Raw genomic sequence first — 18,399 nt, forward strand, 5'->3', positions numbered from 1 at the left:
GAAAGCGTGAGCAGTGAGGCGAGGATGCAGAAAAATCAGATTTTCCCAGTCAGAAGGGCGAATCAGCATGCGGCGTTAAAGCCGGGTGACGCCCAGCGCGGCGGCCTGCTGTTCCCACGCCAGCACATCCTGATAATCGTCTCGCTGCACCGGGCTGAATCCACTGATGAGATTGTCGTCGCAGACGCCGCGCCAGGCGGGATCGCTTACCAGCTGATGCAGCGCCGTGCGTAATGTCGCCAGCCGGGCCGCTGACGTTGAGGCGGCCGTGATCAGCGGCAAACCGGGTGCGGCGGGCGTCTCACCGATGATATGCAGGCCGCGCAGTTCATCCGGCACATAGCGCGCCAGCAGCGCCCAGCTCACACAGTCGATAGCGGCGATATCTGCCTGTGAATCACGCAGCGCCGCCAGCGACTGACGGTGTCCGCCGCTCAGCAGCAGCTGTGAAAAGGTCACGCCCTGACGCGCCGCCACAAACCGCAGCGCGTTATAGCCGGATTGCGAGTCCGGGCTGTTAGCCACGGCCCGCTGACCGTTGAAATCGGCAAGCGTCGCCTGTTTATCCCGCGCCACCAGCCAGCTGCGATAATCGCGCCCGCTGCAGCCCAAAGCCTGATAGTGAAAGGTGCCGACCAGCTGAACCGCTGGTAACTGGCTGACCAGCGGATAGCCGCAGGTCTGGCTCAGCAGCAACCGCTCATCCCGCCAGTGAGCCAGCAGATCATCAGGCCAGACCGGCTGCGCGTCGGTGTCATGCTGCGCCAGCAGCGTAACCACAGCCTGCATCAATGCCCGCGTGGCAGGCGGATGGAGGGCATACATGGGCAAAGCGAGCAGATTATTCATGGGTTTTCTCCCCTGAGCGGCCCGGATGGGCATTGACGCTAACCGGTCTGGCCCAGAACTGACGCAGCCAGACCCGATAGCCCGCCACCCGAAAACCGTGGTTGCGCTGATAGTAATGCTCGCGGTCGCGCAGATAGAGCGGGCGCAGGCCATACCAGGGAACGCCAGGCAGATCGTGATGCACTGAATGGTAGTTCAGATTCAGGAACAGTATGCGCCAGGGCCAGGCCGCTTCATTATTCACCGAACGTGCCAGCGGGTCGTCCGCTGCACGATGCTCGTAAAAGGATCGTATCTTGGTCAGCGCCAGCGCCGGATAACTTACCGCCAGCAGATACCACAGCGGCGAAAACCCGAGCTCCGCCATCCAGTAAAACAGCAGAGCCAGCAGCGCGCCATGCAGCAGCCACATGCCCGTCGCATAGCGATCACCACGTCGCAACGCCTGCCACATCCCGCCAACGGTCGACGCGATATCCAGTAGCGGGCCAAGCAGCAACCGTCCCGGAAACGTGTTGCGCAGATGAATCAGCCGCTGCTGCCAGCGCGGCAACTGCGCCCAGCGTGCAGCGGAAAAATAGTAGGTTTCCGGGTCTTCGTCCGGCTCGGTCAGGGTGTGATTGTGATGATGGGCCAGATGAGAGTCGCGATAGAGCCCATAGGGATACCAGACCGCCAGCGGCAGGGTGCCGAACAGCTGATTCACCCGCGGCCAGCGAGTGGGATGACCGTGGATCAGCTCATGCTGCAGCGACATATACCAGGTGGTGAAAACGATCAGCAGCAGGGTAGCGGGCAGCCGTCCCAGCGTCTGCCAGTTCAGCATCACCGAGAACCAGCCACCGTAAATCACGGCCATCAGCAGCCAGGTTGGCAGTTCACTGCGCCAGAGCCAGCTGCGCGCGCGCTGTTTCAGCCAGGCGCGCTGCTGTAAAGAGAGATAACCGTTGTGCATCGTTCACCTGACAGCAGAAGCGGGAGTCTGGAGAGTGAAAGAAAGCGCGGACAAAGACAAAGTGGATAATCTGCTTAGCTATGTCGAAATTCCTGAATATGGCGCTTAAAGATATTGACTATCAGTGGCGGCGCGGAGGGCGTAACCTTTCCCTATCAAAAATCGACTCATGCCCACAGGCGTTTATCGCCTGTCAGGAGAAATACAGATGAAAAATATCGGCTTCTTATCCTTTGGTCACTGGACGCCTTCGTCGCAGTCCGCCACCCGCACCGCGCAGGATGTGTTACTGCAATCGATCGACTTAGCGGTCGCCGCCGAAGAGCTGGGCGCAGATGGCGCTTATTTCCGTGTCCACCATTTTGCCCGCCAGCTCAGCTCGCCGTTTCCGTTGCTGGCTGCCGTGGCAGCACGCACCAAAACGATTGAGATCGGCACCGGTGTCATCGACATGCGCTACGAAAACCCGCTCTACATGGTGGAAGACGCCAGCGCGGCAGACCTCATTTCCAACGGTCGTCTGCAGCTGGGTCTGAGCCGCGGTTCCCCTGAGCAGGTGATCGATGGCTGGCGCTACTTTGGCTTTGAACCGAAAGCGGGTGAAAGCGATGCGGATATGGGCCGTCGCCATACCGAAGAGTTTCTGGAGGTGCTGCGCGGCGAAGGCTTTGCTAAGCCGAATCCACAGCCGATGTTTCCGAATCCGCCAGGTCTGCTGCGCCCTGAGCCGCTTTCGGAAGGGCTGCGTGACCGTATCTGGTGGGGATCCGGCTCCAACGCTACCGCAGAATGGGCGGCGAAAATGGGCATGAACCTGCAAAGCTCAACCCTGAAAGATGATGAGACCGGCGAGCCGTTCCACATTCAGCAGGCGAAACAGATCCGCGCCTACCGCGAGGCCTGGAAAGCGGCGGGGCATCAGCATGCACCACGCGTTTCCGTCAGTCGCAGCATCTTTGCGCTGGTAAATGATATGGACCGCGCCTACTTTGGCCGCAGCGGTAACGATCAGGATTCCATTGGTTTCCTGGATGAGAAAACCCGCGCCATCTTTGGCCGCAGCTATGCCGCAGAGCCAGAAGTACTGATTAAGCAGCTGGCGCAGGATGAGGCGATTGCCGAAGCGGACACGCTGCTGCTGACCGTGCCTAATCAGCTTGGTGTCGCCTACAACGCCCATGTGATTGAGGCGATTCTGAAGTGCGTCGCCCCGGAACTCGGCTGGCGTTAAGTCTGAAGTCGAGCGCCCGCGTAAGCCGGGCGCTCTGTTGTTTCTTCATAAAGCGGTGTTACCTGCCATTCACCTCTGCAATCGTTAACGCTTTTTAATCATTTTCTCTTCTCGGATTTCTACCGTTTCTGCTTCGCACCTGTTCCGTCCATCCCTGCAGCTACACCGGTTTAGCCAGCGACCGCGGCCATATCAGGTCTGGCCGCTGCTCTGCCAGCAGTGAATAAGACGGTTGTGTAACCGGTTGTGCCGGAATAGTCTGATGAGCATCGATGCCGCTTCGTTGATGATTCCGGGTAGCTACATCCGTTGCGCCATTGCTGGAAGCTGTTGAAACAAACCTTATTCAAAGGGATAAGCTATCAATCTTATAGGATGAGACAGGTGTGAGTTCCTGAAAATCCTCTATAGAGTAGCGATGAAAATACAAAAAGAGGTGTGACCATGAGCAATTCCATTGATGAAGATGCAAAAGATGCAAAGCCTATTGTTGAAGCCGATCGCGAAGCGCCTGAAAGCAAATGCCCCTTTCATGCGGGCAAGCCAGCGCAGCCCAATCAGGCTCCGGGTGGCGGCACAACCAACCGCGACTGGTGGCCTAACCAGCTCCGCGTTGACCTGCTGAACCAGCACTCATCCCGTTCGAATCCGCTTGATGAATCCTTCGACTACCGTAAAGAATTTGCCAAATTAGATTACTCTGCGCTGAAAGCTGACATTAAAGGGTTGCTCACCGAGTCACAGGCCTGGTGGCCTGCTGACTGGGGCAGCTATATCGGCCTGTTCATCCGCATGGCCTGGCACAGCGCCGGAACCTATCGCTCCGTAGACGGACGCGGTGGTTCAGGCCGTGGTCAGCAACGCTTCGCGCCGTTAAACTCCTGGCCGGACAACGTCAGCCTGGATAAAGCGCGCCGCCTGCTGTGGCCGATTAAACAGAAATATGGTCAGAAAATCTCCTGGGCTGACCTCTACATCCTGGCGGGTAACGTTGCGCTGGAAAACTCCGGCTTCCGCACTTTCGGCTTTGGTGCAGGACGTGACGATGTCTGGGAACCGGATATGGATGTGAACTGGGGCGAAGAAGCCGCCTGGCTGGAACACCGTCACCCGGAATCCCTGGCACAGTCGCCACTGGGTGCTACCGAGATGGGTCTGATCTACGTGAACCCGGAAGGCCCGGAACACAGCGGCGATCCTGCCTCTGCTGCCCCGGCAATTCGTGCCACCTTTGGCAACATGGGCATGAACGACGAAGAGATTGTGGCACTGATCGCGGGTGGCCATACGCTGGGTAAAACCCACGGTGCCGCACCGGCCAGCCACGTAGGTGTCGATCCGGAAACCGCACCGATTGAAGCGCAGGGCCTGGGCTGGGTTAACAGCCACGGCACGGGCGTCGGCGCAGATGCGATTACCTCTGGCCTGGAAGTGATCTGGTCGCAGACACCGACCCAGTGGAGCAACTACTTCTTCGAGAACCTGTTCAAATATGAGTGGGTTCAGACACGCAGCCCGGCGGGTGCCATTCAGTTCGTGGCAGCTGATGCGCCGGATATCATCCCGGATGCGTTTGATTCCACTAAGAAACACAAGCCGACCATGCTGGTCACCGACCTGACGCTGCGTTTTGACCCGGAGTTTGAAAAAATTTCGCGTCGTTTCCACAACGATCCGCAGGCGTTCAACGAAGCGTTTGCGCGTGCGTGGTTTAAGCTGACGCACCGTGATATGGGACCGAAAGCGCGCTACATCGGACCTGAAGTGCCACAGGAAGATCTGATCTGGCAGGATCCGCTGCCTGCACCGGTTTATCACCCAACCGTGGCAGACATCGCCCAGCTGAAAGAGAAGATTGCCGCATCCGGCCTCAGCGTCAGCGAGCTGGTCTCTGTTGCCTGGGCTTCGGCATCAACGTTCCGTGGTGGCGACAAGCGTGGTGGTGCCAACGGTGCCCGACTGGCACTGCTGCCGCAGCGTGAGTGGGACATCAATGCCGTCGCAGCACGCGTCCTGCCAGCGCTGGAAGCCATTCAGCGCGAAGCCCACAAGGCTTCACTGGCGGATGTGATCGTGCTGGCGGGTGTTGTCGGTGTTGAGCAGGCGGCGAAAGCGGCTGGCGTCTCGATCGACGTACCCTTTACCCCGGGCCGTGTCGATGCGCGTCAGGATCAGACCGACATTGAGTCGTTCGATCTGCTTAAACCGCGTGCGGATGGTTTCCGTAACTACGGCACCGGCTTCGGCAAAACCACCACCGAAAGCCTGCTGATCGATAAAGCGCAGCAGCTGACCCTGACCGTGCCGGAGTTAACGGTGCTGGTGGGCGGGATGCGTGCCCTGGGCGCTAATTTCGATGGCAGCCAGCACGGTATCTTCACCCACCATGTGGGATCGCTGAACACAGACTTCTTCGTGAATCTGCTGGATATGCGTACCGAGTGGAAAGCGACTGATGGCAGCAATGAGAAATTCATCGGACGCGATCGCGTGAGTGGTGAAACCCGTTTCACCGCCACCCGCGCCGATCTGGTTTTTGGTTCCAATGCGGTGTTGCGCGCCTCGGCGGAAGTCTATGCCAGCAGCGACGCCCGTGAAAAATTCGTAAAAGACTTTGTCGCCGCCTGGACCAAAGTGATGAATCTGGACCGGTTCGATATCTGATTGCTGTTGACGTTGTAAAAGCTGTAATTCGCTAATACTCAACTGCACCCTAAAAGTCGGAGATCCGACTGATTAAGGTGCAGTTTTTTTTGCCAGATTTCTTCTGATTACTGGCCCTGTCGTCTGCGTAGGGAAGCCGCGCCGCAACTTTTTCATCGGATTTAGCCCAATCCTTTGCCTCCCCGGAAACGTTTTTTATTCTCATCCTGATGAAAACAGTTGTTCCCCGCACTGGTCCGGTTCAGGAGAACAATACAATGGAGCTGATCTGGTTCCGGTCACCAGCAGCGGGAACTTTGCCCTCGCAGCAGCTTTTGCCGTTTCACTGGAGGGGGCAGGGTGCAGGACAAAGGGCGTCATTCGCTGCGATCAGCTGAGGACGCTCGATATGAAGCTCGCGAAGGCAGACGGCTTGAGCAACTACCTGACGCTATCGTGAATGAAGTGCTGGCACGGCTGGAAGCCATTCTGAACTGAACACTGGAGTAGCTAAACACAGCCAATAAAAAACCCGCTCAGGTTTCCCTGAGCGGGCTTCTCGAATTTGGCTCCTCTGACTGGACTCGAACCAGTGACATACGGATTAACAGTCCGCCGTTCTACCGACTGAACTACAGAGGAATCGTTTGAACGGGGCGCATAGTAACGGCCACGCCGGATCATGTCAAAGCTCTTTTTCACAAATCTGCGCGACTGCTGAAATAGTCATCACAATAGCGATTCGGACCATGAATGAATGGTCATCTCAGCGGCTTCCTGCGCTAAAAAGAGGCAGGTCAGACTGAGGTGTTTATGAGGTGTTCTGACGCGGCAAAGCCCTTGTCAGACCGTACTACGCATGATTTAACCGGATAGTTTTTAACAGGCGTCACAAAGTCTCAATTCTGACTTTGTCAGCAACAAAAACGAAACGTAGATTCCATTTCAACCCTGAACTGAATATCCGGAGTTGAAATGAACAAAGTCAGAATCGGCATGATCGGTAGCGGCTATATCGGGCGCTGCCACGCAATAGCCTATGCCCAGGCCCCCACTGTATTCGCGTTGAAAGGCGAAATCGTGCGGGAGATGCTGGCCGAAGTGAATCCTGAGCTGGCGGCGCGTCAGGCGGCGACCTTTGGTTTTGCGCGCTCCACCGGCGACTGGCGCGCGCTGGTCAGCGATCCGGCGATTGATGTGGTAGATATCTGCGCACCCAACTTCCTGCATAAAGAGATGGCGCTGGAGGCGATACGCCACGGCAAGCACGTCTATTCAGAAAAGCCGCTGTCGTTAAGCGTGGCGGATGCGCAGGAGATGGTGGCAGCTGCTGAGGCGGCAGGGGTGAAAACCCTTGTTGGCTTCAACTACATGAAAAACCCGACCAGCCAGCTGGCAAAAGAGATTATTGCCAGAGGCGAGATTGGCGACGTGGTGCATTTCTACGGCACCCATAACGAGGATTACCTCGCCAGACCGGAGACACCGCTCGACTGGCACTGCCAAAGCGCTGGCAGGTCTTGGCGCGCTGGGCGATCTGGCGGCGCACATCGTCAATATGGCGCACTACCTGGTCGGCGATATTACTGAGGTGAGTGGCGATATGATGACGGTGATCACCTCACGGCCTGACCCGAAGGAACCTGCGCGGCAGTTACCGGTTGAAAACGAAGATCAGGCCAGCGCGCTGCTGCGCTTCCGTAATGGTGCACACGGCGTGATTGAAACCTCACGCATTGCCTGTGGCGCAAAAATGGGCCTGACCTATGTTGTCACCGGCACCAAAGGCACGCTGCGTTACACCCAGGAGCGCATGGCGGAACTGGAGCTTTATCTGCATGACGAACCTGCCGGGCGACAGGGATTTAAAACGATCCTGACCGGACCGGCCCATCCTGACTACGCGAACTTCTGTGTCTCTGCCGGGCACGGCATCGGGTTTAACGATCAGAAGACGGTGGAGATCCGCGACCTGGTTAACGGCATCGCAGCCGGCGATCGCATGTGGCCCGATTTTGCCGAGGGATTGCAGGTGCAGAAGGTGCTGGAAGCGATTGCACACTCCGCTGAGCAGCGCCGCTGGGTCGAGGTGTAAGACAGAATCTGAGTAAGAGAGGATCTGGCGAAGTGGCAGGCTACAGGGTTGAATGAACAGGCGGGAAGGGCGGGAGTATCCCGCCCGTATACAGTCAGATCAGACCGCTTTTTTCCCACCACAGCTTATCCAGCGCATAGAAGCGATCGCGATCACTTTCGGGTTGGTTGAGATCGCGCTTCCACGGCTTCGCCAGAATATAGTGCAGATTCTTCACCTCATCACCCTGCCACAGGCCGCTGTGCTGGAACGGCAGCGTTTTTAACGCATTGTAGATATAAGAGAGCGGCTTCCAGCGTTCGGCAAACACTTCATTCAGCAGATCCTGCTCGGAGAAGGGATAGGCGCTGAGATCATCAATCGCGGCAATGCGCTTCTCAAGCATATCGAACACCGCATTGTCAGGCTTCAGTACCAGAAAACCGCCGTTCAGGTAGTAGTCAACGCTCTCCGGAGCCTGCTCACCGCGTGCCTGCCAGGTATAGTGACACTGCTCTGGCTGCCACTCCGGCGGATAAGAGGCGATCTGGTTGGGATTACAGCGGCAGGCGTGACAGGCCGCCAGCGGATTATCGCCCAGATCCAGGGTGAATAGCTCATCCATGTTCTGCAGCACCAGCATATCGGCATCCAGAAACACTACGCGCTCATAATCGGTAAGCTGCCAGGCACGCAGCTTGGTCCAGACCTCGCCAAACTGCGCCGAGGCGTAATGCTGAGCCAGATCGGCGCGCGGATAGAGTGGGTCGACCGGTTTAATCACACAGCCTTCATCCTGCAAAATCTGACAGTCAGCATCAGAAATGGCTGGCGTGGTCATCACCACCAGCGGCCACTGGCTGTGGCTCTCCTGCAGCGAACGGTGCAGCGCTTTGACGCCCACCAGATAGTCGGGTTGTGTTAACAGTGTTACCCAGGCAAACATAGCGTTCCTCAATCAGTCAAAAAGTGGCGTGATGTAGTCGTTCCCCAACCGGCCCTGCGGGTCGAGCTGATGGCGCAGGGCGCGGAAGGCGTCCCACTGCGGATAGATCTCACGCCAGTTGTAGCGTTCTTCATCGTAATACTTGCCCCAGTGCGGGCGTCCACCCTCTTCAGCCAGCAGTTTCTCCACTTCGGTCAGGAAGTGCAGGCCTTCCTGTGACAGCGAGCCATCGTCGGCGTAATAGACCACAAAGCCGAAGAAGCAGGTTGGCTGGTCAGCGGCCGGACTGAGCCAGGCTGAGGACGCGCCGGTGCAGCGCAGGATAATCGGGTAGTGCATATGCGGACGGTTCTCTGCATACCACGCCTTAATCCGGCGGATGATGGCCGGGGTTTTTGCCAGCGGCACGCCGATTTCCACATTAATCTGTGGCACCGCAATGCCGCGACAGAAGAGCTGGTAGATGTCACCGGTAACATCGGTGAAGTCGCGAAAGCGGGTGACGGTACGAAACTGCTTTCCGCCTTTGCCCTGAATCTGCGTGTCGCGATGCATATGCGCCAGCGTCTGGTCGATGGTGTCATTGAGACTGTCGTCAGCTTCACCTTCATGCTCCACCACCTGACGCCCCTGCGCTTCGTAACGCTGACGCTCTTCGTCACTCGCCTCATGGGCGTTCCAGACGTGCATCAGATTGTCATCAACAAACCACCAGGCTTTGCTCAGCGGATAGTCGTTGTTCCAGCGCAGCAGATCTTCTTCCAGCGTATCGGCAGAAACAGCATTTTTGTGGCAGGTGAAGATCTTAAACGGCTGGGTACGCAGGGTGACGGCGGTGACAATGCCCAGCGCACCCAAAGAGACCTGCGCCGCCGGAAAGTCAGCGTCGCCGCGAACGAACTCACGCACGCTGCCGTCGGCCAGCACCATGCGTATCGCCAGCGCTTCATCGGCAATCGAACTCTGCTGCAAACCCTGACCGTGCGTGCCGGTCGCCATTGCGCCCGCCAGCGTCTGAATCGCAATCACGCCTGGCGAGGAGGCCAGCATGCGATTCATGTCGGTCAGACTGCGATAAACCTGCTCAAGCGGGGTCGCGCCACCAAAGGTTACGCTCTGCTCATCACTGGCTATCAGACCGCGCAGGGCGCTGAGATCCAGCAACAGATCGTCTTCAGCGACATGCAGCATCCGGCCAGGCGACAGCTTGCTGCCGATCACCCGGATCCTGCCGCGTGACTCGCGGATCAGTTTCTGCAATTCCGCTTCACTGACGGGACGCTGAACCTGCTGACGGCTGCCGATTTGCGCGTTCTGCGCCCAGTTCCACAGCGCATCATCATCGGGTTCAATATGGGTCTGGCGAAGCGGATAGAGGCGTGCGTCTCTGCTCACAACAGCATTCCTTTTATGGCGGTTTTATGACAAATGTTTACTAAGCGTAGACCATGAGTAAGCGGAGCCCGGATTGCGGGCATTTATTTGCGGATGTAGCGTAACGTTGCAGTAACAGCGAGCTGACGATTGCGGCGGATACTCTCGGCTTCACTGTTGTCAGGACTGAACAGGGCGTTGAAGGTGTAGCGATTTGAGACGTGATGAACGCAGATACTGCTGATCAGGCGATGAACATCGATGGTCTGTACATCGCCAGTAAACACACCCTGCTGCTGACCGCGCGCCAGGATGTCATCCAGCAGATCCAGCGCGCTGCGGTTCAGCGCTTTAATCTGCGGCGACTGGGTGATGTAGCGACCGCGCAGCAGGTTCTCACTGCAGACCAGCCGGATAAAATCGGGATGCTCGACATGGTAATCAAAGCTGGCTTCCACCAGTCGGGTCATGGCCAGTTCCGGCGCCATCGACGCCAGGTTCAGGCCGGTTTCATGCTGACGTATCTGATGATAAACCCGCTCAAGCACGGCGATATAAAGCTGCTCTTTACTGCCAAAGTGATAGACCACCATGCGTTTCGTGGTTTGCGCATGCTCAGCAATCTGCTCCAGCCTGGCACCCTGCATACCAAATTCAGCGAAGGTTTTCAGTGCGCCTGCGATGATGCGTTTTTTCAGCCCTTCAGGGTCATTTTTACGTTTTGTTAGCTCTGACATGGTGCTCAATAAGGTGATTTTGACCGGGGAATGTTAGCACAGTGTTGAGGCGTAACCCGCAATCGCGGCGTCAGCCTGGCACAGCCCAAAAGATTACAGGTATAATCCCGGACAAAATTTCACAGGTTCAGAGATGACAATGACAAAACTCACCTTGCAAGAGCAGATGCTGAAAGCGGGCTTAGTATCCAGCAAAAAAATGGATAAGGTTCAGCGTACCGCGAAGAAATCCCGGGTTCAGGCGCGCGAAGCCAGAGCGGCGGTAGAGGACAATAAAAAAGCGCAGCTTGAGCGGGATAAGCAGCTGAATGAGCAGCAGAAGCTGGCTGTGCTGTCGAAAGAGTACAAAGCGCAGGTCAAACAGCTGATTGAAATGAACAAAATCGACGTGGCGCGAGGCGACATCAGCTTCAACTTCACCGACAACAACCTGATTAAAAAAATCATGGTGGATAAGCCGACGCAGGCTCAGCTGATCAATGGTCGTCTTGCCATTGCCCGCCTGACTGCTGACAAAAGTGGCGAGAGCCAGTACGCCATCATCCCGGCCAGCGTGGCGGATAAAATTGCCCAGCGTGATGCCAGCGCCATTGTCTTAAACAGCGCGCTGAGCGAAGAAGCGCAGGACGAAGATGATCCTTATGCAGACTTCAAAGTGCCGGATGATCTGATGTGGTAACCGCGTGCTGATGCAGTCAGAAGGGACTGGCGGCAGAGAGGTGCAGTGTCTCGCCGCTGACAGGATGAACAAACGTTAATCCGCTGGCGTGCAGCATCAGCCTCTCTGCCTGCTCAGCGCCCGGCAGCACCAGCCCGCCGTAAAGATCACAGCCCAGAATCGGGTGACCCAGTTGCTGACAGTGAATGCGTAGCTGATGGGTGCGTCCGGTTTCTGGTGTCAGCTCAACCCGCGTAACCGGCAATTCCTTTCCCTCTTTTCTCCGGTAAAAACTGCGCTCAGTGACCCGATAGCGTGAGCGTGCGGGCTTGCCCTGAGCGGCGCATATCACCATCCGGGGAAACAGCGCCGGATCTTTGGCTATCGCGGCGTCAATCACGCCTTCATCATCGGCAAGGTGTCCGCACAGCAGTGCCTGATAGGTTTTGCTCACCGTGCGCTGGCTGAACTGCTGACAAAGTGCGGCGTTTATGGCTTTGTTACGAGCCACCACCATCAGCCCGGAGGTGCCAAAATCGAGCCGATGAACCAGCGTGCAGCCTGGAAAACGTTTTACCAGCCGATGATGCACTGAATCGAGGTTTTGCGGATTTTTACCTGACAGGCTCAGCAGCCCGGTGGGTTTGTTGATTACCAGCAGATGATCGTCCTGAAACAGGAGAGTGATCTCATCAAAGCAGGGCGGGGCGATAAATGTATCGATAATGGCAGACATCGGGCAACCGGCAGCAGAATGGCAGGAGATCATAACCGATTGCCGGTGCACTGACGACGCCGGACTTGCCCCTTATTCTTCCGTAACCGTTTCACCGCTTTGACTGGAAAGCGACAAGCTGGCCTGATGCGTGCCGAATCCACCATGGGCAGCAAACACCAGGCATACCGTTGCGGCTAACAACGTGAGAAGAACAGAGAGTTTCATAGGTGCATCCGTTGCTGATAAGGCCAGCCAGTCTGGCAGGATGGACGGCAGAGACAAACAGAACAATCCGGAAAAAAACATTAAGCGTATTCGATCAGCAGGTTGCGAGATTTTTAGTGATTTATTCGGGCAGGTCTTGCTTTTACGACTACAGTCTCTGGTGAGGTTGTCATCAATTCGTACTAATGGAGGATTTTCTGTGTTAATTCAAAACGACGAGAAAGGCCACGTCATTATTGGCGAAGCGGCACTAAGCCTTGCCCTGGGTGAAAAAGAAATCAGTATCGCATCACTCTTTACTCAGCTGGGTTGCATGGCGAAATCTGAAAGCAACACCGATCGGCTGACGCAAATCTCCGAAGCCAGGAGCTGGCTGAGTAGTTTTAAGTCACCGTCGGTTGCCCAACAGCAGGTGCCGTACCTGCAGACTCTGGCAAGCCTGAACGAAGAACTGAACTAGCAGTAACTGAACTGACGCCAGTGGACGTAGTCCGGCTCCGGCCGGAAAACGACGAAGCGGACGACCTCATTGGTTGCGCGAAAGCGTATACCGGCCGGAGAAACTGTCATGGACGACACTTCTCCTGCCACCGCGATTTGATACCCATCTTAAAAGCCTTCTAAGCCACAACCCTGCCGGATCCGAAACAATAACAGACCCGGGTGAATATGCTCCCGCACCTGCTTTTTCTGTGATTACTCTGATGCCTTGTCTGTGGCGAATGTCTACTTCAGCCAGCCTCATTAAATCAGGCTGGCTGTATCAGCATGACGCTTATATAAAAGCAGCGCGGTGTATCAGAAGCTTTCCCAGCTGGATTCTGCTGATGCTTTAACCGGCATCGCAGGCACTAAACGCGGTGCCAGTGCATGTGCTGTCCGGCTGGTACCGTTTTGCCCGTCTGATAAGCGGAATACCGCCACCGTTTTTTCCAGCTCGTCTGCCTGCGCTTCCAGAGAACTGGCTGCGGCAGAAGACTCTTCAACCAGCGCGGCGTTCTGCTGCGTGGTGGTATCCATTTCGGCCATTGCTGTCGCAATCTGGGAAATACCGCGATTCTGCTCGTCGGATGCGGCAGCAATCTCGCCCATGATGTCCTTAACCTGACTGACCGAGCGAACGATATCATCCATGGTGCTGCCTGCGCGTTCCACAAACTCCGAACCATCATGAACCCGATCCAGTGATTCGCGAATCAGCGTTTCAATCTCTTTGGCAGCCAGCGAACTGCGCTGGGCCAGGTTTCTGACTTCCCCGGCCACCACCGCAAAGCCGCGACCCTGTTCACCGGCGCGTGCCGCTTCAACTGCGGCATTTAATGCCAGAATATTGGTCTGGAAGGAGATGCTGTTGATGACGTGAATGATTTCGCCGATTTTGCCTGAACTCTGGCTGATGTTATTCATGGTGACGATAACGTCACGGATAATCTCACCACCGCGTCCGGCATTTACCGACGCATCGGTTGCCAGCTGGCTGGCATGGTGAGCATTTTCCGCATTCTGTTTCACCGTTGAGGAGAGCTCTTCCATGCTGGCCGCCGTCTGAACCACGGCGGCAGACTGCTGTTCGGTGCGGGAGGAAAGATCGGTATTACCTGCTGCAATCTCCGCCGAGGCACGCGCCACGCTGCTGACGCCATCGCGCACATTGGTAATGATATTCTGCAGGCTGAGATTCATTGCATCGACGGCCTGCATCAGCTGGCCCAGCTCATCACCCCGGGTGGTATTCAGTGAGTTGGTTAAATCACCGCTGGCAATACGCTGCGCTGCATTCAGCGTCTCTTTCAATGGCAGCGTAATGTTGCGAGTAATCCGCCAGGCAATCAGCAGGCTCAGGACGACACAGATCAGTGCAGCAAAGGCGATGCGCCACTCTGCCTGTTTGATAAATTCAGCAGATTGCTGGGACTGGAAGACAAAAGTATCGGACACCGTCGCATTGAGCCGCTCTGCGGTGGTCGTCAGGCCCGCAGATTCGCTCTTTTCTTTCTCTGAAGCATCAACATACTGCGTCAAAGCCTGACGCTGCTGCGCAAGAGTCGTGATGACATTTTGCGTAACGGCATTGATTGCTGGCTGATTAAAACTGTCCAGTTGCTCACTCAGCGTGTTGATGGCGGTGTACTCCTCAAGAACCGCATCTCTGCTGGCTGCTGTGGGCTTATCAAGAAACGCTTTTTCAATATTTGCGGCATCAAACAGCGCGGCGGCCAGTTTCATAACCGGCAGCGCGGCGTCGGGCGCCATAGCCATATCGAGTAATTCAGACTGATGAGCCAGACCGATCAGCGCGCCCGGTTTAATGGCAGCAAAGGCGGCAGATGTTACCTCCGCAGATGCCACAAACTTCTGGCGCTGACTCTGATAATCATTAAGTAACTGGCCCATCAGCGTGATTTTCTGCTGACCTTCATCATCCCACTTAAATCTACTCAGTCGTTGATAAAGGGTATCCAGCTCCTTAAGTGCCTGAACGTTCTTCGCGGCAAATTCAGGATTTTTGGTGTACTGGTAAAGCGTGCGATTAAGACGTGCCTTGCTTAACGTATTCACCATTTCCACGGTTGTCGTGCGGCGTGCAGAGTTGTCTTTAATACTGCGGAAACAGTCAAAAGCGATAAAGGTTATGGCGAGAGACGCCGCGATGACGACGACAAAACCGACGCCAAGTTTTTTTCCGATTTTAATACTGGAGATACGTTGAGCAAGGCCCATGAGGTTCACCTTTATTGAATTTCAGAACAGAAAGAAGAAATTTAAATAATTTAATTCTGATCTTTTTATCGACAGCTTCCTTCAATTCTTTAATGTTATTTATATTTTACTCACCGATCTTATTAATTATATTTCCATTATTTCATGAGGCCACCATCTGCCTGTTGATCTTCAGGTTTATGCTTAATATTCTGTTTTATATGGTTAATTCATTTTTTCAGTGCACGATCCTGGACCTTTACACTACGTGAGGAAAGATTTATTGATTTTGATCAATTTAATGATTAATGAAAGGTTTAGCTGAACGGACTACAACGATTTAAAAAATTACTTATCAATAAAAATATATTTTTGGCGTTCTGCGATCGGTAACTAAACACGGCGGAAATTATTGCTTTCTCGCCAGCGCCTTCAGGTCAGTCAGCCCCGCTTGCCCTGCAACATCTCATTCCCCACTAAAAAGCGGAGAAACCTCTTCATTGCCATATTCCGGCTAAATAATCCCGGTTTTAGCATTTGTGATCGCCGTCGGTCTTCACTGAGAATGACAACAGAACGTTACGAGGATGATAAAAGCACTGAAGCCCGCTGCTTCTCTGGCTTCCGGTGCTGACAACAGATCGCGATAACTTTTCCCTCTGGGGGGAACATTTTAACTATCAGGAGAAAGGTTCCAGTGAAATATATAAAAGGAATGACCCTTTTTGCCCTCGCGCTTAGTGCGCACGCCAGTTTTGCAGCCGAACCTTCAGTGCCTGCTGAAGGCAGCTTACATGTCAAAGCCGATCCGGCGCTGAAAAGCCTGATACCCGCGGATATCCTCAAGCGTGGCTATATTGTGGCGGGTACTAACCCGAACACGCCGCCCACAACCTTCTATAAAGAAGACAACAAAACGTTGGCTGGTCGGGAAATCGACATCATGAATGCGGTTGGTGAGCGTCTGGGCATCACCGTTCAGTGGCGCGACACCGGCGGCTTCGACAATATTATTCCTGGCCTGAAGACCGGACGTTACGACGTGGCGCTGTCAAACATCAATGCTACACCGACCCGCCTGAAACAGATCGACTTTGTCGGTTACTACAACGCCAGCCTGCTGGGCATTATTTCCCGCAAAGACGCTGATATCGCCCCCTACAAATCCCTCAGCGATGTGTGTGGCAAAGAGGTGGGCGCCGGCTCCGGTACGACTCAGGTGACGCGGCTGGAAGAGGCCAGCAAAGCCTGTGAAGCCGCCGGTAAACAACCGATCAAGGTAGCGATATTCCCGGATCGTCCGGCGGGCGTGCAGGCCGTGGTCAGCGGTCGTGTTCCCTTGTTCCTCGGTCCTTATGAAGGGCTGTTGTGGCAGACCAAAGTGATCAAACCGCTGACCATGAGCGGTGAAATCACCGTGAATGATGCACCGGTCTCTGTCGCGTTCCCGAAAGACTCGCCGCTGGAGCCAGCCGTACAGGCGGCACTGAATTCTTTAATCAAAGATGGCAGCTACCGGAAAATCCTCGATAACTGGGGAATCGGTTTTGGTGCCGTGACCGAAGCCCGACGCAACGAAGAGATCTTTAAATGAGAGAAACTCCGGACCACACCGACGACCTGAAAATCGTCGGTAAACGCTACTACGGACGCTGGCTGAGTGCGCTGGTGGTGCTGTTATGCGTGGTGGCGATGGCGCATTCGATGATTAACAATCCGCGCTTTGAATGGCAGGTGATTGCAGAGAACTTCACTGCGCCCTCCATTCTGCAGGGTGTGTTAATGACGCTGCAGCTCACGGCCATCTCGGTGGTGCTGGGATTCGCTTTTGGCACGGTGCTGGCGCTGATGCGCCTCTCTTCTAACCCGGTGCTGGTAGCGGTGAGCTGGGCGTACACCTGGTTTTTCCGCGGTGTGCCGATGCTGGTGCAGCTGTTTCTCTGGTACAACATCGCCGCGCTCTATCCCCGCATCGCGCTGTCGATCCCCGGATTGGGCGAACTCTGGAGCGCGCAGTCCAATGCGCTGGTGAGTCCGTTTAGCGCGGCGGTGATCGCGCTGGTGATGCATCAGTCTGCCTATGCCGCAGAAATCGTACGCGCTGGTATCCAGAGCGTGGGCAATGGACAGATTGAAGCGGCTCGCGCCCTGGGATATCGCCCGGCGCAGATTTTCCGTCACACCGTTTTACCGCAGGCGATGCGCGCCATTATGCCGCCAGCGGGCAATGAGATTATCGGCCAGCTGAAAACCACTGCAGTGGTGTCGGTGATCTCTCTGCAGGATGTGCTGTTTTCGGCGCAGATTATTTATCAGCGCACCTATGAAGTGATCCCGCTGCTGCTGGTCGCAACCTTGTGGTATCTGCTGATGACCTCCGTGCTCTCTGTCGGCCAGTACTATGTCGAACGCTATTTTGGTCGCGGTGTGACGCGGCGAGAAAAGCGCAGCCTGCTGTCATCACTACCGCGCTTTTCGCTGCCGAAAACGCAAAGGAGCGTGAGCAATGGCTGAAGCAATCGCACTGCGCAAAGTCACCAAGCGCTTCTCCGGTGTCACCATTCTCGACGAGGTTAATCTCGATATTCCTGCCGGATCGGTGACCGTAATCCTGGGGCCATCGGGTTCCGGTAAATCCACGCTGCTGCGCTGTATTAATCATCTTGAAAAGCTGGATGGCGGTACGATCCGCATCGGCGGCCAGATGGTGGGATACCGGCAAAAAGGCCATGCGCTGCACGAACTCAGCAGCAGTGCCATTGCCCGCCAGCGGGCGGAAATAGGCATGGTGTTTCAGCAGTTCAACCTGTTTCCGCACCGCACCGTGCTGCAGAACATTACGGATGCACCGATGCGGGTAAAAAAGCAGAGCCGTCATCAGGCCACGACCAAAGCGCTGGCGCTGCTGAAGCAGGTGGGGCTGTCTGGCCGCGAAGATGAGTGGCCGCAGAACCTCTCCGGTGGTCAGCAGCAGCGGGTGGCCATTGCCCGCGCGCTGGCGATGGATCCCGGCGTCATGCTGTTTGATGAACCGACCTCGGCACTTGATCCGGAGCTGGTGGGGGAAGTGCTGCAGGTGATTAAGCAGCTGGCGCACTCCGGTATCACCATGGTGGTGGTCACGCATGAGATCGGCTTTGCCCGCGAGGTTGCCGACAACATCGTGTTTATGGAGAGCGGCAGAATTGTGGCAGCGGGCCCGACGCAGCAGGTCCTTGACGATCCGGACAACGGACGTGTCAGAAACTTTATTGCAACGGTGCTTTAGGCACCGTTTTTTTCTGTAACC

The 18,399-nt window shown here is 55.7% G+C and carries 15 protein-coding genes, 1 tRNA gene and 2 pseudogenes; 9 read left to right on the forward strand and 9 right to left on the reverse strand.

The window, feature by feature from the left end; translation table 11 throughout:
• Positions 1–75 precede the first annotated feature (75 nt).
• Together IBT54_RS14750 and IBT54_RS14755 are read right to left on the reverse strand one after the other, a co-directional pair.
• Positions 76–849: a phosphate/phosphite/phosphonate ABC transporter substrate-binding protein gene (locus tag IBT54_RS14750; RefSeq protein ID WP_201252375.1), complete on the reverse strand. Its 774-nt coding sequence runs from the start codon at positions 847–849 to the stop codon at positions 76–78.
• The gene (locus IBT54_RS14755; RefSeq protein WP_201252376.1) at positions 842–1,804 is read right to left on the reverse strand and encodes a fatty acid desaturase; all 963 of its coding nucleotides are present in this window, start codon (positions 1,802–1,804) and stop codon (positions 842–844) included. The genes IBT54_RS14750 and IBT54_RS14755 overlap by 8 nt, the downstream gene beginning before the upstream one ends.
• Before the next feature lie 208 nt (positions 1,805–2,012).
• Between IBT54_RS14755 and IBT54_RS14760 the strand changes: the two genes are divergently transcribed.
• The 3 genes and pseudogenes from IBT54_RS14760 to IBT54_RS25195 all read left to right on the forward strand — a co-directional run.
• On the forward strand, positions 2,013–3,035 hold the full coding sequence (locus tag IBT54_RS14760) for an LLM class flavin-dependent oxidoreductase (protein WP_201252377.1): 1,023 nt from the start codon (positions 2,013–2,015) through the stop codon (positions 3,033–3,035).
• 444 nt (positions 3,036–3,479) lie between these two features.
• Entirely contained in the window at positions 3,480–5,699 is a 2,220-nt protein-coding gene (gene katG, locus IBT54_RS14765) for a catalase/peroxidase HPI (RefSeq protein WP_033783611.1), read from the forward strand.
• 268 nt (positions 5,700–5,967) lie between these two features.
• Positions 5,968–6,176, forward strand: a pseudogene (locus IBT54_RS25195) (type II toxin-antitoxin system PemK/MazF family toxin); the annotation flags it as partial.
• Between the two features lie 68 nt (positions 6,177–6,244).
• On the opposite strand, the gene IBT54_RS14770 reads toward IBT54_RS25195, so the two are convergent.
• Positions 6,245–6,320: transfer RNA gene (locus IBT54_RS14770), tRNA-Asn, on the reverse strand.
• Positions 6,321–6,653: 333 nt separating this feature from the next.
• Here IBT54_RS14770 and IBT54_RS14775 point away from each other — a divergent pair.
• Positions 6,654–7,773 (forward strand): annotated as a pseudogene (locus IBT54_RS14775) (Gfo/Idh/MocA family protein).
• A gap of 94 nt (positions 7,774–7,867) precedes the next feature.
• Here IBT54_RS14775 and IBT54_RS14780 read toward each other — a convergent pair.
• The 3 genes from IBT54_RS14780 to IBT54_RS14790 form a co-directional block, all read right to left on the reverse strand.
• Positions 7,868–8,698, reverse strand: coding sequence for a glycosyltransferase family 8 protein (locus IBT54_RS14780; protein ID WP_033733187.1), 831 nt, complete (start codon positions 8,696–8,698; stop codon positions 7,868–7,870).
• A 12-nt stretch (positions 8,699–8,710) separates the two neighbouring features.
• The gene (locus IBT54_RS14785) at positions 8,711–10,093 is read right to left on the reverse strand and encodes a D-arabinono-1,4-lactone oxidase (protein ID WP_013358402.1); all 1,383 of its coding nucleotides are present in this window, start codon (positions 10,091–10,093) and stop codon (positions 8,711–8,713) included.
• A gap of 83 nt (positions 10,094–10,176) precedes the next feature.
• A complete protein-coding gene (locus IBT54_RS14790) occupies positions 10,177–10,809 on the reverse strand; it encodes a TetR family transcriptional regulator (protein ID WP_201252378.1) in 633 nt (210 codons plus the stop codon).
• A gap of 139 nt (positions 10,810–10,948) precedes the next feature.
• On the opposite strand from IBT54_RS14790, the gene IBT54_RS14795 reads away from it, so the two are divergent.
• Complete coding sequence (locus IBT54_RS14795) at positions 10,949–11,488, forward strand: DUF2058 domain-containing protein (RefSeq protein WP_033783601.1); 540 nt, start codon at positions 10,949–10,951, stop codon at positions 11,486–11,488.
• A gap of 16 nt (positions 11,489–11,504) precedes the next feature.
• On the opposite strand, the gene IBT54_RS14800 is transcribed toward IBT54_RS14795, so the two are convergent.
• Complete coding sequence (locus IBT54_RS14800) at positions 11,505–12,203, reverse strand: RluA family pseudouridine synthase (protein ID WP_201252379.1); 699 nt, start codon at positions 12,201–12,203, stop codon at positions 11,505–11,507.
• 72 nt (positions 12,204–12,275) lie between these two features.
• Positions 12,276–12,410, reverse strand: coding sequence for a hypothetical protein (locus tag IBT54_RS25365; RefSeq protein ID WP_255529974.1), 135 nt, complete (start codon positions 12,408–12,410; stop codon positions 12,276–12,278).
• Between the two features lie 199 nt (positions 12,411–12,609).
• Between IBT54_RS25365 and IBT54_RS14805 the strand changes: the two genes are divergently transcribed.
• Positions 12,610–12,870, forward strand: a complete 261-nt coding sequence (locus IBT54_RS14805) for a hypothetical protein (protein ID WP_041456966.1) — start codon at positions 12,610–12,612, stop codon at positions 12,868–12,870.
• Positions 12,871–13,208: 338 nt separating this feature from the next.
• Here the strand turns inward: IBT54_RS14805 and IBT54_RS14810 are convergent, their stop codons facing one another.
• Positions 13,209–15,131 (reverse strand): methyl-accepting chemotaxis protein, encoded by a 1,923-nt coding sequence (locus IBT54_RS14810; RefSeq protein WP_201252380.1) that lies wholly within the window; start codon positions 15,129–15,131, stop codon positions 13,209–13,211.
• Between the two features lie 676 nt (positions 15,132–15,807).
• Between IBT54_RS14810 and IBT54_RS14815 the strand changes: the two genes are divergently transcribed.
• The 3 genes from IBT54_RS14815 to IBT54_RS14825 are packed head-to-tail and all read left to right on the forward strand — an operon-like array spanning position 15,808 to position 18,378.
• Positions 15,808–16,704 carry an ABC transporter substrate-binding protein gene (locus tag IBT54_RS14815; protein ID WP_201252381.1) on the forward strand — a complete coding sequence of 299 codons (897 nt, stop codon included), beginning with the start codon at positions 15,808–15,810 and terminating at the stop codon, positions 16,702–16,704.
• Entirely contained in the window at positions 16,701–17,624 is a 924-nt protein-coding gene (locus tag IBT54_RS14820; protein WP_013358396.1) for an amino acid ABC transporter permease, read from the forward strand. Before IBT54_RS14815 ends, IBT54_RS14820 begins: the two co-directional genes overlap by 4 nt.
• On the forward strand, positions 17,617–18,378 hold the full coding sequence (locus tag IBT54_RS14825; protein ID WP_107319894.1) for an amino acid ABC transporter ATP-binding protein: 762 nt from the start codon (positions 17,617–17,619) through the stop codon (positions 18,376–18,378). The genes IBT54_RS14820 and IBT54_RS14825 overlap by 8 nt, the downstream gene beginning before the upstream one ends.
• Positions 18,379–18,399: the final 21 nt, after the last annotated feature.

Source organism: Pantoea sp. S62, assembly GCF_016658625.1.
Classification (GTDB): Bacteria; Pseudomonadota; Gammaproteobacteria; order Enterobacterales; family Enterobacteriaceae; genus Pantoea; species Pantoea vagans.

Coding starts and splice junctions, on each gene's coding strand:
- IBT54_RS14820 (WP_013358396.1), top strand. CDS start 16,701: ATGAGAGAAACTCCGGACCACACCGACGACCTGAAAATCGTCGGTAAA.
- IBT54_RS14755 (WP_201252376.1), bottom strand. CDS start 1,804: ATGCACAACGGTTATCTCTCTTTACAGCAGCGCGCCTGGCTGAAACAG.
- IBT54_RS14825 (WP_107319894.1), top strand. CDS start 17,617: ATGGCTGAAGCAATCGCACTGCGCAAAGTCACCAAGCGCTTCTCCGGT.
- IBT54_RS14790 (WP_201252378.1), bottom strand. CDS start 10,809: ATGTCAGAGCTAACAAAACGTAAAAATGACCCTGAAGGGCTGAAAAAA.
- IBT54_RS14810 (WP_201252380.1), bottom strand. CDS start 15,131: ATGGGCCTTGCTCAACGTATCTCCAGTATTAAAATCGGAAAAAAACTT.
- IBT54_RS14795 (WP_033783601.1), top strand. CDS start 10,949: ATGACAAAACTCACCTTGCAAGAGCAGATGCTGAAAGCGGGCTTAGTA.
- IBT54_RS14800 (WP_201252379.1), bottom strand. CDS start 12,203: ATGTCTGCCATTATCGATACATTTATCGCCCCGCCCTGCTTTGATGAG.
- IBT54_RS14750 (WP_201252375.1), bottom strand. CDS start 849: ATGAATAATCTGCTCGCTTTGCCCATGTATGCCCTCCATCCGCCTGCC.
- IBT54_RS25365 (WP_255529974.1), bottom strand. CDS start 12,410: ATGAAACTCTCTGTTCTTCTCACGTTGTTAGCCGCAACGGTATGCCTG.
- IBT54_RS14780 (WP_033733187.1), bottom strand. CDS start 8,698: ATGTTTGCCTGGGTAACACTGTTAACACAACCCGACTATCTGGTGGGC.
- katG (WP_033783611.1), top strand. CDS start 3,480: ATGAGCAATTCCATTGATGAAGATGCAAAAGATGCAAAGCCTATTGTT.
- IBT54_RS14760 (WP_201252377.1), top strand. CDS start 2,013: ATGAAAAATATCGGCTTCTTATCCTTTGGTCACTGGACGCCTTCGTCG.